The 16,511-nt window shown below is 54.7% G+C and carries 14 protein-coding genes and 1 pseudogene; 7 read left to right on the top strand and 8 right to left on the bottom strand.

Features of this window, described 5'->3' with window-relative positions; genetic code table 11:
• Genes ACTG39_RS06435 through ACTG39_RS06445 form a run of 3 tightly spaced genes read right to left on the bottom strand, consistent with a single transcriptional unit; the run spans nt 1 to nt 4,074 of the window.
• Nucleotides 1-1,965, bottom strand: coding sequence for an extracellular solute-binding protein (locus ACTG39_RS06435; protein WP_439106710.1), 1,965 nt, complete (start codon nt 1,963-1,965; stop codon nt 1-3).
• 21 nt (nt 1,966-1,986) lie between these two features.
• Nucleotides 1,987-3,054, bottom strand: coding sequence for an ABC transporter permease (locus ACTG39_RS06440; protein WP_439106711.1), 1,068 nt, complete (start codon nt 3,052-3,054; stop codon nt 1,987-1,989).
• 3 nt (nt 3,055-3,057) lie between these two features.
• Entirely contained in the window at nt 3,058-4,074 is a 1,017-nt protein-coding gene (locus ACTG39_RS06445; protein WP_439106712.1) for an ABC transporter permease, read from the bottom strand.
• Nucleotides 4,075-4,266: 192 nt separating this feature from the next.
• Here ACTG39_RS06445 and ACTG39_RS06450 point away from each other — a divergent pair, with 192 nt between their 5' ends.
• The 3 genes from ACTG39_RS06450 (at nt 4,267) to ACTG39_RS06460 (ending at nt 8,061) form a co-directional block, all read left to right on the top strand.
• On the top strand, nt 4,267-5,169 hold the full coding sequence (locus ACTG39_RS06450; protein ID WP_439106713.1) for a PA4780 family RIO1-like protein kinase: 903 nt from the start codon (nt 4,267-4,269) through the stop codon (nt 5,167-5,169).
• A gap of 81 nt (nt 5,170-5,250) precedes the next feature.
• Nucleotides 5,251-7,041, top strand: a complete 1,791-nt coding sequence (locus ACTG39_RS06455) for a DEAD/DEAH box helicase (protein ID WP_439106714.1) — start codon at nt 5,251-5,253, stop codon at nt 7,039-7,041.
• 261 nt (nt 7,042-7,302) lie between these two features.
• Nucleotides 7,303-8,061, top strand: a complete 759-nt coding sequence (locus tag ACTG39_RS06460; protein WP_439106715.1) for a TylF/MycF/NovP-related O-methyltransferase — start codon at nt 7,303-7,305, stop codon at nt 8,059-8,061.
• Nucleotides 8,062-8,084: 23 nt separating this feature from the next.
• Here ACTG39_RS06460 and ACTG39_RS06465 read toward each other — a convergent pair whose 3' ends face one another.
• From ACTG39_RS06465 to ACTG39_RS06475, 3 genes are all read right to left on the bottom strand, one after another.
• A complete protein-coding gene (locus ACTG39_RS06465; protein ID WP_439106716.1) occupies nt 8,085-9,428 on the bottom strand; it encodes a serine hydrolase domain-containing protein in 1,344 nt (447 codons plus the stop codon).
• A gap of 8 nt (nt 9,429-9,436) precedes the next feature.
• The gene (locus ACTG39_RS06470; RefSeq protein WP_439106717.1) at nt 9,437-10,741 is read right to left on the bottom strand and encodes an amidohydrolase family protein; all 1,305 of its coding nucleotides are present in this window, start codon (nt 10,739-10,741) and stop codon (nt 9,437-9,439) included.
• 84 nt (nt 10,742-10,825) lie between these two features.
• Nucleotides 10,826-11,944 carry a BamA/TamA family outer membrane protein gene (locus ACTG39_RS06475; protein ID WP_439106718.1) on the bottom strand — a complete coding sequence of 373 codons (1,119 nt, stop codon included), beginning with the start codon at nt 11,942-11,944 and terminating at the stop codon, nt 10,826-10,828.
• 295 nt (nt 11,945-12,239) lie between these two features.
• On the opposite strand from ACTG39_RS06475, the gene ACTG39_RS06480 reads away from it, so the two are divergent.
• The 4 genes from ACTG39_RS06480 (at nt 12,240) to ACTG39_RS06495 (ending at nt 15,983) form a co-directional block, all read left to right on the top strand.
• The gene (locus tag ACTG39_RS06480; protein ID WP_439106719.1) at nt 12,240-13,469 is read left to right on the top strand and encodes an HD-GYP domain-containing protein; all 1,230 of its coding nucleotides are present in this window, start codon (nt 12,240-12,242) and stop codon (nt 13,467-13,469) included.
• A gap of 5 nt (nt 13,470-13,474) precedes the next feature.
• Nucleotides 13,475-14,767, top strand: coding sequence for a putative bifunctional diguanylate cyclase/phosphodiesterase (locus ACTG39_RS06485; RefSeq protein WP_439106720.1), 1,293 nt, complete (start codon nt 13,475-13,477; stop codon nt 14,765-14,767).
• A gap of 103 nt (nt 14,768-14,870) precedes the next feature.
• On the top strand, nt 14,871-15,536 hold the full coding sequence (locus ACTG39_RS06490) for a glutathione S-transferase family protein (RefSeq protein ID WP_439106721.1): 666 nt from the start codon (nt 14,871-14,873) through the stop codon (nt 15,534-15,536).
• Between the two features lie 288 nt (nt 15,537-15,824).
• Complete coding sequence (locus tag ACTG39_RS06495; RefSeq protein ID WP_439106722.1) at nt 15,825-15,983, top strand: hypothetical protein; 159 nt, start codon at nt 15,825-15,827, stop codon at nt 15,981-15,983.
• A 25-nt stretch (nt 15,984-16,008) separates the two neighbouring features.
• On the opposite strand, the pseudogene ACTG39_RS06500 reads toward ACTG39_RS06495, so the two are convergent.
• Together ACTG39_RS06500 and ACTG39_RS06505 are read right to left on the bottom strand one after the other, a co-directional pair.
• Nucleotides 16,009-16,206, bottom strand: a pseudogene (locus ACTG39_RS06500) (IS21 family transposase); the annotation flags it as partial.
• Nucleotides 16,207-16,306: 100 nt separating this feature from the next.
• Nucleotides 16,307-16,511: LysR substrate-binding domain-containing protein (locus tag ACTG39_RS06505; RefSeq protein ID WP_439106723.1), on the bottom strand; the 205-nt coding region annotated here is incomplete at its 5' end.

A 16,511-nucleotide genomic window follows, 5' to 3' on the forward strand; every position in this document is an offset into this window, starting at 1 on the left:
TTAGGGCTTCCATTGATCGTAGACTTCGATCATTGGCGGGAAGGTTTTGCCGGACTTGCGCGCATCCATCACTTCCTTTTTGAGTTCTGTATCGATCCAGTGCACCCAAAGCTCGCCCGTGCCGCTGATGTACTTGTGATTGAAATAATCCGGGTAGCGCATCCAACGCCAGTGCCCCAGCCGCAAGGTCGGTTGATACCATCCTGGAGAGTAGGACGCATGGTCATTGTGCAGATTCAAAATCCTATGCGAGAGCTCGATCATCTCCTGCTTGTTATTAGACTTTCGGTACTGATCAATGAGGCCATCCATCTCAAAGTCGGCAAATGCTTCGAGATTGTTGGTTTGCGTCTTTAGCTCACGGTCCGGGTTGATGCTGCCATCATCGAGAAACGCGTCATCGTAGGCATTATCGGAGTGGTAGTGCTCCCAGTATCTGGGGTACATCTCGAGAAAGCGACCAAAAGCGACCAGGTGAATCTCGTGTTTCTTCTCCTGTACTTTTTTCCAACCCGTCGTGCCGTCGAGTACCTCGATGCGAAGTTCGAGACCCGCTTTTTCGGCCTCCTGTTTCAGGATCGTCATGACGTCGGCCAGGTTTTCGTAGCCGGTGGACAGCGTAAAGGCCAGCTTTTGTCCTTCTGCATTGACGAGAATTCCGTCAGGCCCGCGTTCGCTAAAGCCCGCCGCAGCGAAATAGGACTGGGCCTTTTCGATGTCAAACTCTCGAGGTTCGATCGTAGGGTCATTAAACTCTGCGAAGCCCTCGTTGGCCGTCCTCAAGCGCTCGGCATCTCCACGGAAGTACTGGTCAATCACCAGCTGCCAGTTACTGGCATGCTGAATCCCGAGGCGGATATTCAGATCATCCAGCAGTGGCTCAGAGGTATTCATCCACAGGCCATAGGGCGGGCGAGGGTACTCGTTATAGAACGCGGATTTGGCGATGTAACCTGCCTGAACGTCCGGGTCAGAGTTTGGCAGTTTCTCGTACCAGTACTCAGAGAGCGCCAGACCAAACTGATCAATGTCCCCACGCTTGAATGCTTCAAACCGCTTTGGCGTGTCGCGAATAATATTGAATTGAACGCGGTCCGGGTTGAAGCGATATCTAAAGTGTTTCTTATCCTTTGCCCACCAGTTCTCGTCGCGGCTCAGAACAATAGATCGGCCCTTTTTTAAATCGCCGTCGCGCAATACATAAGCCCCAGTGGTGGGCGTGAATCGCCACTGGTAGCGCTCAATATAGTCTTCGCCCAGCTCCTTGAAATGATGCCTGGGTCGGGGGTGAAGCTCCAAAACTCTCGCAGAGTAGTCTGGCTTCAAAGACGCAGTGGTAATCGAAAACGTACGATCGTCGTAGCGCGTGATGTTGGTGTACTGCGTGCCATACCAGTTGTTGTACCAGGGTGCTCTGATGTATTCGGATTTGTAGAACCAGAACATAAAGAAGAAGTCATCAGTCGTGACGGGTACGCCATCAGACCACTGAGCGGCGGGGTCAAGCTTCACGTACACCGTCGAGGTGCTGGGGTCGAGTGCCCAAGACTCTGCTAGCGCCGGATAGTATTTACGCTCGTCAGGGTGTAGATGCGCGATGAGGGTAACAACATCGTCCAGAATATAGGGTCTGAAGGATCCATTGGAGTCAGGGCCTGCGGTACGCAGGGTGCGCGGAAAATCCGGGAGAGCAATGTACTGGGTGCCACCTTTTTGTGCATCGGGCGAGCCTATTTCGGCTAAGTCCGAGCCGTTTTCCCAAACCAGATCATCGGGGAGGTCATCCAGGCTCCGAAAGCGGTAAAACTCGGGCTCTGCCGCGTAGTCCGCTTCTACTTCAGCGGTATTATCCATTGCGGGAAGCGCCGACTCCGATTCTCCTTCTCCGCTTTCCCCGCCGCAGCCGACCATTAGGGTCGCAGCGAGAATGAGTAGCCATTTGGACGAGGGATAATGTCGTTTCATAGGGATCACTCTTAAAAGTCCTTAGCGGTAAATCGAATAAGTTTTTGGGTCAAAAGACTCGCGCACCGCTTCGCCCACAAAGGTAACCAGTGTGAGTAGCGCTACCAAAGTGCCAAATGCAGATGTAACGATCCAGGGCGCGGTACGCAGATTAGCAGTGCCCTGCTTTAACAGCTCTCCAAGGCTGGGCGTGGGTGGCGGTAGCCCAAATCCGAGAAAATCCAGTGCGGTGATTGCTGCGATTGCCCCAACGATAGTAAAGGGCATAAAGGTGACGAGCGTAGAGAGCACGTTGGGAAGTATGTGCCGAAAGATAATACGAGAGTTAGATGCGCCAATGACGCGCGCTGCGGCAACGTAGTCCCGGGCCTTTTCCTTATAGGTCTCTGTACGCATGTAGTACGTCATGCCCGTCCAGGAGAACAGCACCATCACCATGAGCAGAATCGCTATTCGCGTGGAGACAGAAAACGCGGCGGGTATTACGGAAAAAATAATGATGACCATGTACAGAAAGGGCACATTCGACCAGATTTCGATGAGCCGCTGAAACAACAGATCAAACACGCCGCCGAAGTAGCCCATAGAGCAGCCAATGGCGATACCGATGAGATATACGGACAACATAAACCCCAGAGAAAAAATGAGTGCGATTCGTGTGCCGTAAAAAAGTCGCGCCAAAATGTCGCGACTTGTTGTATCGGTTCCAAGGTAGTGCTGCTGGGTCGCGTTAGGCGCCAGCGGCTTAAAGATGCCCCCCGGGGCATGATTTTCGAAAGCGTTGTAGGGCACCAAAGGGAGTAACAGCCAATTGTCCCCGCCCTCTGACGCAAACTTGTCCTTGAGCTCGCGGTAGTTCACCTCGTAGTCGTAGTCGAGACCAAAGTCTGTCCCGGGGTGAAATGCGGTATAGGTCGGAAAGAACAGTTCCCCCTCGTAACTGACGATCAGAGCGCGACTGTTGATGAGTAGTTCCCCAAAGGCAAGGAGAACCATTAACCCGGCAAGTATGAGGAAACTGTAATAGCCACGCTTGATATGCCGAAATCGGCGCAGCTTTTTGAGCGTCTGGGGGTTGAGCTGCATCATCAATTAGCTGAACCGTATCCGAGGGTCGACCATAGCCACCAGAATGTCAGAGATGATGTTGCCGATGAGAAGCAGCAGGCTGGCCAATAACACCACGCCCATAACCACCGGGTAGTCTCGGTCTAAGATGGCGCTGAGTCCCAAAAGACCAAAGCCATCAATATCAAAGATGGTCTCTATCAAAAATGAACCGCCCACCAGTAGCGTGATGTTTTGTCCGAATGTGGTGGCGATAGGAATCAGAGAATTGCGCATGGCATGCCCTGTTACCGACTTTCGAAACGATACGCCCTTGGCGATAGCCGTTCGGATGTAGTCCGCTGCCAAATTATCCATGAGATGGTTCTTGAGAAGCAGCGTGACCAGGGCAAAGCTGCCCACGAGATAACAGATGAGGGGTAATAGTGAATGGTTGATGAGATCCAGGGTCTTTTCGGTGGCGCTGAGATCGTCAAAGTTAAAGCTCACAAAGCCGCCCATGGGAAACCACTCAAGGCGGACAGCAAAGAACAGAATCAACAGTGAGCCGAGCGCGTAGCCGGGTATGGCGTAACCAACAAAAATCAGAACAGACGAAATGTTGTCTACAAAGGTGCGATGACGAATCGCCTTAAGAATTCCCAGAGGAATGCACACCGCGTAGGTGAGAATCAGCGTTACGACGCCGTAGTACAGGGACACGGGAAATCTATCTTTGATGACGTCCCATACGGGTTCGTTGTAGCGGTAGGATGAGCCCAGATCGCCCGTGACCACTTTGCCAAGCCACTCTGCATAACTCTGTAGTATGGGCTTATCAAACCCGTAGTATTCTTTGAGAGCTTCTAGTTGCTCGTCGGAGATAGCCATGCCCTGGCCGGCCACTTGCCCGCCGCCGGTCTGGCTCATTTGCTGGGTTTCCATGATCGCGCGCTCAAGAGGTCCTCCCGGGACGAGCCGGGTGATCGCAAAGACAATGATGGTCACCCCTAAAAGGGTGGGCGGTATCAGGAGTAGACGCCGCAAAAAATAGTCGCGCATCAGGTGAGGCGAATTTCGATATTTATTGAGTGATGGCCGAAGTTACAGGGCTGCCAGCCTGGGCGCAAGGCGAGGAACGCATCGACGGGGGCGAAATTTTGATCCGCAGCCCATCGTAGTCCTCGACCCGATATGGCAGAGTGCCGGTGTTTAACTATTCATCCCAATCAGGACACAAAACGATCCGCAGCAATGAAGACACCTAAGCGCTTACAACCTCTGGTTGAAGAGGGAATCATCGATGAAGTGATCAGTCCGCTCATGAGTGGCAAAGAGGCGGATGTCTTTATTGTGCGCTCAGCGGGTGAGTTGCGCTGCGCAAAGATTTACAAAGACGCCGTAAAGCGTAGCTTTAAGAAAGCGGTTCAGTACACCGAAGGTCGCAAGGTGCGGAACAGTCGCCGGGCGCGAGCCATGGAGAAGGGCTCCAAATTCGGGCGTAAGCAGCAGGAAGAGACCTGGCAGAACGCCGAGGTGGATGCGCTGTATCGACTGGCGCGTGCCGAGGTGAGGGTTCCTCAACCCTATGGCTGTTTTGATGGCGTGCTGCTTATGGAGCTGGTGACCGACGAAGACGGCGATGTCGCGCCGCGACTGAACGATGTCTCAATGTCTGCGGAGCAGGCCCGCGAAGATCATGCACTCATGATGCAGTACGTGCTGCGCATGCTGGCAGCGGGTTTGATACACGGGGATTTGTCCGAGTTCAACGTTTTGGTCGATGAGGACGGCCCCGTCATTATTGACTTACCCCAGGCGGTAGATGCGGCGGGGAACAACAACGCCCAATCCATGTTGACTCGTGACATTCGCAACATCACCGAATACTACGCGCAGTTTGCGCCGGAGTTGCTCGATACACATTACGCCGAAGAGCTCTGGGGCTTGTTTGAGGAAGGAGACCTGAACCCCGAGTACCCACTCACTGGTTGGGCCGAACTCGATACCCATGAAGCAGATACAGACTCGGTAATGGCGGAGATTCGCGCGGTGCTCGCCGAAGAAGAAGCGCGCCAGCGGCGACTCAAAGCCGCCGAAAGTGGTGAAGAGCCCGAAAAAGAGCCGGGCGCGGACTATCAGGAAGGGCTGAATTAGTCACAACTCACCGGGTAGCCCAGCCTGTATAATCACGGTTTGCCCGATTCGGGGCGATCTCTTGCGATTTCGGTAATTCCAATGACGAGCCCAACGACCACCGGCAGCTTTGATGAGCTGCAACTTCCCGTGTTTCTCATGAAAGCATTGAGCGACGTGGGCTATGAAACGCCTTCGGCTATTCAGACCATGACCATCCCGCCGCTTTTGGAGGGGAAGGATCTGGTAGGGCAGGCTCAGACCGGTACGGGAAAGACTGCAGCATTTGCACTGCCGATTCTGGCCCGCCTCGATCCCAAAGTGAATAAGCCCCAGGCGCTGATACTGGCGCCCACACGGGAGCTGGCCATTCAGGTCGCCGAGGCTTTTCAGAAGTACGCAAGGCACAGCAAGGGTTTTAAGGTGCTGCCCATCTATGGGGGGTCGGACTACCGCACGCAGCTTCGCCAGTTGCAGCGTGGTGTGCACGTGATCGTGGGTACCCCGGGGCGGGTGATGGATCATATGCGACGCGGTTCCCTGAACCTCTCGGCACTTAAAACACTGGTGCTGGACGAAGCCGACGAAATGCTGCGTATGGGGTTCATCGATGATGTCGAGTGGATTCTTGAGCAGACGCCCCCCGAGCGTCAGATCGCACTGTTTTCTGCAACTATGCCCGATGCCATTCGACGTATTGCCAAGAAGCATCTCAACGAGCCCGAAGAAATCACGATCAAGCTGAAGACCGTCACGAATGCGGCTATTCGTCAGCGCGTTTGGATGATGGGCGGTATGCACAAGCTGGATGCACTGACGCGTATTCTCGAAACCGAGGATTCCGACGGCATCATTATCTTTGTCCGCACACGAATTGCCACCCAGGAGCTTGCCGACAAACTGGCGGCACGAGGCTATGCCACAGCCGCGCTCAATGGCGACATCGCGCAAAACCAGCGCGAGAAAACCGTTGAGAACCTAAAGAAGGGCGCCTTGGATATATTGGTAGCCACGGATGTTGCTGCACGGGGGCTGGATGTGGAGCGCATCAGTCATGTGATCAATTACGACATTCCCAACGACCCCGAGGCCTATGTGCATCGCATCGGACGCACGGGCCGTGCGGGTCGAACCGGCGAGGCAATTCTTTTTGCCGCCAACCGTGAGCGCCGTTTACTGCGCACCATTGAGCGGGTCACGGGACAAAAGATTGAAGCCATGCAGCTGCCCACATCGGAGCAGGTGAGTGACAAGCGAGCCTCACGTTTTAAGGCGCGTATTACCGAGACACTGGATACTCAGGACCGGGCCGCAGCGCGAGAGCTTGTAGAGTCTTATCAGCAAGAGTTTGGCGTTCCCATTATCGACATTGCGGCGGCTTTGGTCGTGATGAATCAGGGTGCAAAGGCTGTGATGCCGGCGCCGGAGCCTGCAGGTACCTCAGCTAAGCCACCCAGGGAAGGGCGTTCGCTGACCCGGGATCGCGGTCGGGACACTCAGCGTGAGCGTAAGCCGCGCAAGGCTAAAGACGCAGATACGCGCGGCGCCGATGCCGGTATGGAGCGCTATCGCGTCGAGGTAGGGCATCAACACGGCGTCAAACCCGGAAACATCGTTGGCGCCATTGCCAACGAAGCTGAGGTGGATGCGGAGTACATCGGACGCATTCAAATCGAGGAAGATCATAGCTTTGTCGATTTACCCGAAGGCATGCCCAAAGAGATTTTCAAGCACTTACAGTCAGTGTGGGTGAGCGGTCAAAAATTGCGAATTTCCCGCCCGGGATCTGGCGCCAAAAAAACCGGTAAGCGCGCAGCACCTGCTGCAGATACGCCTGGTGACGCTGCGAAGAAGAAGGGCCCCAGAAAGCGCAAAGTGCCGCCAGCGAGCTAGGTGCCGGTCTCAGGTTCCAGCAGCGCCCACTGAAGCGGAGTGAGAGCGTCCTAAGCAGCTGTCTGTAGTGTCACCCAAGAGAGACGTTCCTGCGATCGTTGCTGTCGAGGTGGCTGAAAAACAGCAAAGAGATTATTCTATGATTCTGAGTAGGTGGCGCAGCATTAAGGCCAGAGGGGCTATACCCTTGCTAAGAGTCTAGAGGGGCTGTCTCGGCCGTCGGCTACTCCTAATGTTTTGTCTTCCATGTAAGGACTACGTTTGAACCCTGTCAGGTATTTGGACCTCATAAAATCGACGCTCCTCGACACTATTTACGGATCCCAGGTGTCTACAGAGCAGAGTTGGGGTTGGGGGGATGGCAACAGGGCCGGTAAGACGCCGACTCCCCACGAAGTTCAGAACGGTGGGTATTGGCCCGAGCGGGCGCATACCATGATTGGCCGCAAGCGTCTGGACAATATACATAACTGTCTTGACCAGATTCTTGCCGACGACGTGCCTGGAGACTTTATCGAGACCGGGGTTTGGCGCGGCGGTGCGACTATTTTTATGCGCGCATTTCTTGCGGCGCATGAAGTTGCAGATCGCAGAGTGTTTGTTGCTGACTCCTTCTGTGGGCTTCCTCCACCGGACCCGCGGTACCCCGAGGACGAAAACGACGAGCACCATAAAGTGACGTTTCTGAGCGTCAGCCTCGAGGAAGTGAAATCAAACTTCAAGAAGTACGATCTGCTCGATTCACAGACCATATTTTTACCGGGATTTTTTGAAGACACATTGCCAACAGCGCCCATTGAACAGTTATCGATGCTGCGACTCGACGGCGACATGTTCAGTTCTACAATTCAGGTTCTGGACACCCTCTACCAAAAGGTTTCCCCGGGCGGCTTTATCGTCGTCGACGACTATGGACTCGAAGGCTGTAAAGCCGCGGTGGATCAGTTTAGAGAAAGGGAAGGGATAACGGCCGTAATGGAACGCGTAGACTGGAGCGGCGTTTACTGGAGAAAAACGTAAATCGCTCTATCTATTGTTTTCGGTTAAAGAGCAGCTTCTAGCCACCAGCGCAGCACTTCTTCTTCGATGCGATACAAGGGGCTGCTACCGGGTGGTGCACTGGCGGGGCTTTCTGCGCTGCCGGTAATGATCGTCGCGATGCCATCGCCGGTCTCCGGGTTGATCAAAGCATGGCTGAGCACGCCATAGGCCTCGCCCAAATGTCCTACGAGTAATTTAGGCCCCCGCTCAAATCCCCAGGCCCGCATATCGATGCGATGCACCGAGAGACCATAACTGGTCATGAGCCCGTCTGTGGGACCGCCGGGCTCCGCTTCGCCCGATGAGAGTCCGTTGCTGCGTTGTGCATTCAGCGTCCAACTGGGTGCAAGCATCGCGTCTACAGACTCCGCAGACACAATGCGCTTGCCGTTTAGCGCTCCGCGATTGACCAGCATTTTGAGCACGATCACCAGATCATCGGCGCTTGCCCGCAAGCCGCCCTGAGGTGAATAGAGGGTGGCGTTACTGCCGAGGCGGTATTCGGCTAAAAAATCCTCGGCGAACGCCGGGTCTTGCATACCATAGAAGCAGCTTGGTTGATCGCCATCGACCTGTGTTAACCACTCTGCGCCCGCCGTCCAGCTTCCTGCTACTTCGCCTTTGCGGAAAGCCGCCGCTCGTTGCTCAGCTGGAACTTCGCAGGGGTCAAATCGTGCGTTCAATCCCATAGGATCGATCACATGCTTTGCCATGAACTGATCAAAGCGCTCCCCTGAGAGTCGTTCTATCACGGTGCCCAAAAGGCCGAAATTGAGATTGGAGTAGTAAAAGTACTCTCCTGGTGCTTGCCCAGGGGCCCCGGCAAAATGTCCACCGTCTTCCCAGTAGGGTGAACCCGGAGTAAAAAAGTCGCGCAGCTCTCCCGTGCCCGCGGCAATAAAGTAAGCCGAGCCATCGCGAACGGAGGAGGTGTGTGACAGCAGCTGGCGAGGGGTAACAGGAATATCTGGTGCAGCGGGATTGCGCAGTGTCCATCCAAGATACTTCGAAACATCCGCATCTAAGTCTAACTGGCCTGCATCAACCAGCTGCATGGCGCCAATAGCGACCACCAGCTTGGAGATGGAGGCGATACGCACCTTGTGATCCCGACGAAGAGGTACTTCGCCAAGATCACCCCGTTGGGCAAAGCCCAAAGCGAAGCTTTCGGCGCTCTCCCCGCCGCGCAGCAAACTCACCTGCAGGCCACTTAAAGGGGAGGTTTGCGCCGTGCCCACCAAAAGTTCCTTGAGTCGGGTCCCATCTACCGCCCATGCGGTAGCAGCAGTACTGACAATGACGGCGGCTGCGAGCAGCCGCGCAAAGCTGCAATAGGTCATAGGCATGTAAGCACCTAGGAGCCTTTAACCACCTTGCCACTTTTCATCACAAAGCCAACGTCTTGCAGGGCACTGATATCTTCCAGCGGCGAGATTTGCGTGGCAATAATGTCGGCGTGCTTGCCCGATTCTATGGTGCCCAGGCTGTCGCTCATGCCAATTAGATCGGCGGCGTTAATCGTGGCAGACACCAGGATGTCCATCTCGCTCATCCCCGCATCGTGCATGAGCACAGCCTCCCGCGCATTGAGTCCATGCTTGGACACCGCGGTGTCCGTGCCATAAGCAACTTTGACGCCCGCTTTGTGGGCCTTCGCGAAGTTGCCCTGCATGGCGGTACTGACCTCTATAGCTTTGGCCGCTTGGGCCTCGGTAAGGATGCCGCCTGCTTTTGCCATATCGCCCACGGTGGCTCCGGCGAGTAGCGTGGGAACCAGGTAAGCACCCGTGCGTTTAAACTCCTTAATTGCAGCGGGTCCTGCGTAGGTGCCGTGCTCGATACTGTCTACACCCGCCTTGAGGGCTGCGATGATGCCGTCTTCCTGATGCGCATGGCTGGCGACTTTACGGCCCATACTGTGAGCGGCGCGGACGACTTCCATGAGTTCGTCGTCTTCCATTTGCTTGCCCGTGCCTGTCGCGCGGTCCGTGAGGACTCCACCTGTTGACGTGATCTTTATAAAGTCCGCGCCATACTTAATACCGTTGCGAGTAGCGCGGCGACAGTCGTAGGGGCCATCGCAAATAGACTCATCGGTCATGAGCTTCATGAACTCGTGTTTGGAGCCGCTGACATCCGCATGGCCGCCAGTAATGCCCACTCCGCCTGCCGCGATGATTCGGGGGCCGTCTATCCAGCCCTTATTGATGGCATCGCGCACGGCGTAGGTTTGCTGATTTTTAGAACCCGCATCACGCACCGTTGTGAAACCTGCCATGAGCGTAGTCATAGCATTGTGATAGCCGTACATCTGCACGAGCTCATCGGACCAGCGAAGGCTGCGGCTATCGTTGTCCGGACTGAGTTCGCCCTGGAGATGCACATGCATGTCCATGAGTCCGGGCATAACAAAGCTGTCTTTGAGATCCACTACGGCGTCGGCCGAATAGTCGGCTGCATCTGCATAGCCATCGACCACGGCGCTCACGCGTCCATCGGTGATGACTACGGTTTGCTCCATTAGCGGTTTTTCGCCGGGTATCGCCAGCAGCTGTCCCGCGTGAATTAGCTGGGTGTCTGCATGGGCTGCGCTAACAGAAAACGTGGCTGCGATGGTTGTTGTGAGTGCTGCAAATAATTGGGTTCGTCGCTTGAGCATGCTGTCTCCGCCTATGTGTTTTATATGAAGTTTTGAACGGTCGAAACCATAAAAGGAAGCATAACAGGCGGGGCTAATGCCAAGTCAAAAGGCTTCTCCCACAGAGAAATGCACCGCCTGATCGTTTTCGGATTTGGCAAAGTCGAGTCGCATGTTGATACGCTTTGCGGGCGAGACCATAAAGCGAACCCCGACCCCATAGCTGGGAACCAAAGAGTGGTTGTCGCTGCCAGAATAGGACCGTCCTACCTGGCCGGCACCGGCAAAGCCGACCAGTCCCCAGCGCTCGGTGAAGCGCCAGCGGGCCTCGGCCTGCCCGGAAGCAGACACTTTGCCCAGATAATCGGTGGCCGCAAATCCACGGAGTTTGATGGTGCAGGCGTCCCACAGTGGCGCTCTACCCACCCGTTGGCAGCCTTGCAGCTCCCAGCCCACACCGAGGGAGTCCGTAAGGGGATGATAGGACTTTAGGGTGGCATTGTAGGGCTGATAGGTTTCGCTACTGCCCACGGTTTCGTCGTTAAACAGCGCCTCAGCTTTAAAGTACCTGCCCGTGTAGGCGTTGAGCGGCATGTCTCTGTTGTCGTACTCGATGGTTCCACCGAGACCCGCAGAGCGCACCTTTGGACTGGTATCAAAGTCATTGGTCTGAGCAACCCCAAGCTCGATATTCTGTGCCACGTCCACAAAGCGCGTCATGGCTCCGCCATACCAGTTGCCACTGATCTTGCGGGAGAGTCGCGCAAACAGAAATTCCCCGCGAATTCGCCAGTCAACACTATCGGTGCTGCTGTCTTCGTCAGGAGCGATGAGGGAGAGGCGAAGATCGGCGGTGCCGGCCGCACCGGTAAAGCGCCATTTGTTTTGATTCCAATAGTTCTGTTGCACCAGAACCAGAGCGCGGCTGTCGTTATCCGTATAAAGACCGGCGGCCCCCGTTAAAGAAGCGGGCTGCGTTTTACGCTGCTCTTCTGATTGCGGGTAGAAGTAGGCCCCGCCGAGTACCAGGCCACTTCCCAGCGTCGGATTGGAAATCGGGATGGGAACCACGACCAAATCGCCCCGTTGCAGCTTAAGGCGCGTTTCGTCCTCGCGAATGTCCGGGGCTATGCTTGGCCGTGTGTCTGTTGCGGGATCCTGAGCACCCACGCAGACGGAGGCCGCCAGTAACGTGACAGAGGCAATAGTGTTGAGTGCGCGCATTACCGCTATCTTACTACAGCCTCCCTTCGCGGAAGCTGCCCCGCGACGCTGTGATTTCAATGTTGCTTTGAATCAAAAAGAGAGGGGAAAAGGCGCCGCAGATGGCCCGGCCGGGGCCTCAGCAGAAAGCTAGGCTCAGCGTTGGAATTACACCATAATGATCATTATCAGGGAGCACTAGATCACACTAGCGGCGCCGGCTGATGGTACTTGGTGGATTCGTCAGAAATACTCAGGTTTATCAGCAGTGTGCGTGGGGGTCTAGTCGCACACCCAAAGGGAGTAGCTTGCTGAAATGCTGAAAATCGTCAAATGCGGTATCGGCGACCTTGAAGTTGGCATGTTCGTATCGGAACTTGACCGACCATGGCTGGGCACCCCGTTTTTGCTCCAGGGCTTTCGCATAGAAGACGATAGCCAGATAGAACAGCTCAGAGAGTACTGCAGGTATGTCTTTGTTGATCAGCTAAAGAGTGGCGTTGCTCTCCCCAAAAAGAAAAAAATCGCTCCCGTGAAGCGAAAGCCGGGTTTGCGAGAAACGGCTCTGGCTGGTCGAAACCTCAGGCCGTATTACGATAAATCGACCTGGAAAGAGGAGATCCCAAAAGCAGCGGCGGCCTTTGCCAGTCTCTCCGAGACTATGTCCTCTATTTTCAAATCCGGCAGCACCGAAGCGTCTTTGGACATACCGCTGATAACGCGCTCCGTGAGGCCAATGATCCAAAGTATTTCGAGAAACCCGGATGCCTGCATATGGCTCGCGCAGCTCAAGCAGCGGGATGACTACACCTATCAGCACTCTCTGGCGACTTCCGTATGGGCGGTCGCTCTGGGGAGGCAGTTAGGTTTGCCCGCGGATGACCTGAACTCACTGGCGGTGGGGGGCTTGTTGGTCGATATCGGCAAGCTGCAGGTAGACCCGGAACTGCTGCATGCCCATCGACGTCTCGAGGGTCGTGAATTAGAGATTGTCCGGGATCACGTAAGACTGGGCGCCGAAATGATCGAGAATTCAGACGTCAATGAGGATGTGCGGGCCATGGTGATTCATCATCATGAACGTCACGATGGGTCCGGTTATCCCAATGGGCTCTACGGTGACGGCATCCCGGTGTTCGCCCGCATTGCGGCGATCGTTGACGCCTTCGATGCTATGACCAGTCACCGCAATCATGCAAAGGCGATTTCACCCGCTGCAGCGATCAAGATTCTCCATGACGGGCGGGATAAGCTGTTTCAGGCCGAGTTGGTCGAAGAGTTTATTCAGGCGATCGGGATATATCCCGCAGGTACGCTAGTGGAATTGTCCTCGGGTGAGGTGGCTGTGGTGGCCGCCGAATGTCGCGCTCGTCGTCTGCGACCTCGCGTTTTGCTACTACTGGATGCGGATAAAAAGCGTCTTGATCAAATACGGGGTCTGGATCTAATGAGTGTTACCGAAGATTCTCGTGGGCAACCTCTGGATATTGTGAACAGTCTGGAACCCGGAGCCTACGGTATCAGCATGTCTGGACTGCGGTTGTAAAACGGGTGACTCCTCCTGCGATAGATCGCGAAGCGTTTGTGACACGCCTCAGCGAGATTTTGTCACAGTCGCAGGCCTCGGAAACCGAAGTCGCGTTACTCCTGGTCGACCTCTCAAATCTCAGTTTGATTAACCATCGGCATTCTTACAACTTGGGTGATGCCCTTATTGGAGAAACTGCGGCTCAGCTGGATGCTCTTACCGATACAGATGATTCAGGCAAAACGGTCTTTAGAGTGGGGTCGCATACTTTTGCGGTGATCCTGCCAGAAATGACCCACGCAGCATTTGTTCTCATTGCGGTAAGTCGCATACAGCGCGAGTTAGATACGGCCCTTTTTGTGGATAACGATCTAACGAGCGTGCATCTCTGTATCGGCGCCGCGATGTCTAGTCCAATGAATAGAGACGCGCTGGGTATGCTCACCAGAGCTGAGTTGCACCTTGGGGGAGTGCGCAGAGGTGAGGACTTCGATCTGGAAAGCATCCTGATCAGTGAGTCCGTGGTGGATTCGGAGGACGAGCTGCAGCAATCCTTTGAAGACACTCTCTACGACAATGGATTCACCCTTTGTTATCAGCCACAGATCAATATTGCGAGCGGTGATTTGTTTGGTGTGGAGGCACTTTTGCGGTGGGAGCACCAGGACCGGGGATTCATCTCCCCCGAACGGGTGGTGAGTCTGGCAGAAGGATCCGGCTTAACCTTTGAGCTCGCAAAGTCCATTACCCATAACGCTGCCCGCCAGATCGCAAGCTGGATGTCCCAAGGGCAGAGGGTGCCGATCTCCGTTAATGTATCAGCGGACTTGATATCTCGCCCGGAGCTCACGGCCATGTTCGAGGGTGCTCTGGGCATCTGGGGAGTGCCGTCGGAATTGCTGACGGTAGAAATCACTGAACAAGGCGTCGTACAGGATCTGGAGGCGGGTACAAAAGCCCTCGCCACCTTTAGCGACATGGGCGTGCATATTTCTATTGATGACTTTGGTACCGGCTATTCATCGCTCTCCTATTTTCGTGACATCCCCGCTAGCGAGCTGAAGATCGACCGGTCGTTCGTGGAGCGTGTCTTGACGTCCGAGCAGGACCGAACCCTGGTTCGTATCATTGTCGAAATCGCGCATCTATATAAAATGCGGGTGGTCGCAGAGGGCGTAGAAGACGCTAGCACGCTGAACTGTCTGAAGGAGTTGGGCTGCGACATCGTTCAGGGCCACTTTGTCGCTAAGCCAATGCCGGCCGAAGAGTTTGAAGAGTGGCTATCAAATTGGGATGGGGTTTTACCATCCGAATAACAAGGGAATCCTCCCTCACGATATGGCGATCAGATTGGTGCACGGTTTCGGCCTCGCCTCTGCCATATTGTAATTCTGTGTTTTTTAATAAGGCGTATTAGGCATGATCAAGTTGTACGGTTTTTCTTACAGCAACTACTACAACATCGTTAAGCATGTGCTGCTACACAAAGGTTTGCCCTTTGAGGAAGTGCAGCAGTTTGGTGCTGACGACGCGTATTTAGAGATAAGTCCTCTCGGAAAAGTCCCGGCGATGACAACGGAGCACGGGGAGTGTATGAGCGAGTCGACGGTATGTTGCGACTACCTCGAGGATGCTTACCCTTTTAACTCACCGTTGTACCCGGCTGACGATTATGACCGCGCGCGCGTACGCCAGGTTATCAAGGTGTCAGAACTCTATCTGGAGCTGGCAGGACGAAGACTCATTCCGTTTTCTATCAGTAAAAGTCCTGTGCCCGATGCCTTGGCTCAAGAAGTGAGTGATGCACTTACAAAAGGTATCGCGGCGCTTAACAGTCTTGCAGAGTTTGATCCCTATGTGATGGGCAATAAGCTTACGATGGCTGACATTTACTTGCGCTATGTGTTGGGTGTCGTGGCTTTGGCGGGCGCCTTACTCGAGAGAGATTTTGTAGCAGAGATCGAAGGGATAGAGGCGTGGCAAGAGATGATGGCGGACACCGACATCGCGCGAAAGGTCGATGCTGATAGAGATGCTAATGGCCCTGCGTTTTTTGCCTACGTCAAAGAGCGCTATGGGATGTGATGACAGACGGGTGTTTATTAAAAAAGGGCCACTCTTGCGAGTGACCCTTTTTTAGTTTTGGTGGAGGCGGCGGGAGTTGAACCGGATATCGATTGCGTTGCTATGCAAGCATATACGTCAGTTCAGTTACTGGTTGCAGGTACATCGTCGGGTACAATGGGTATTCAACTCCTAGACTCGTAGTCGAATCCATGGGAGAGCGTAGAGCTAGACCCCCCAAGAGTGCGCGAGAACGTATGCGCCGTGAAGCCGAGATGGCCGCGGCTAAGTCTGCTTGAGGGTTCAGTTATGTTTACAGGACAAAGGCACCGAGTAGGCAACACCCACCCTGCGGCGGTTCGATATCGCAACCTTCGTATTGTTGACTTAGCCCATGCGGTTCTCAGCGTCATTGGTACCGACCCGATACCGGAGAGAGAGGCGCGGGCATTGCTGGGTCGCCGCTGATGTTACCGGACTCCAATGCCAACTAGACCGCGACCAGGACGGGCTCCAGCCCTTCGGACACCACCGCCGCCAATATCTGGGCCATGACCCGGTCAGCAACCTCGTGGCGCAGCAGGTGTCGCTCGAGCGTCTTGAGGCGCTCGGGGATCTCGCTAAAGGGCGCGCCGTTGCGCAGGGCTCCCGGTTTGCGCTGCAGCACCCCGACATAGTGCTGCCAGTCATACAGCCTGATCAATAGGAGAGGCTTTTGTTCACACAGGTAGGCTTCGCGGAAAATTTCGTCCGATTATGTTCGGAGAGCCATTGTTCGCGGTGCGAAAAATTTAGGATTGATTAAAACTTTCCGCCAAAAACTCCACACATACTCGCAGCTTTGCGGAATGACTTAGGCGGGTTGGATACACAGCCCAAATATTGGCAGTCTGTGTATATTCAGGCAGAACTTGTACTAGTTCTCCGGTACTAATTAGAGGTTCTACGTCCCACATTGATCGCAGCGCTATACCGTGCCCGCTTTTGGCCCATTGC

The sequence above is a fragment of the Congregibacter sp. genome, from assembly GCF_965662665.1.
In the GTDB taxonomy this organism is placed as follows: Bacteria; Pseudomonadota; Gammaproteobacteria; order Pseudomonadales; family Halieaceae; genus Congregibacter.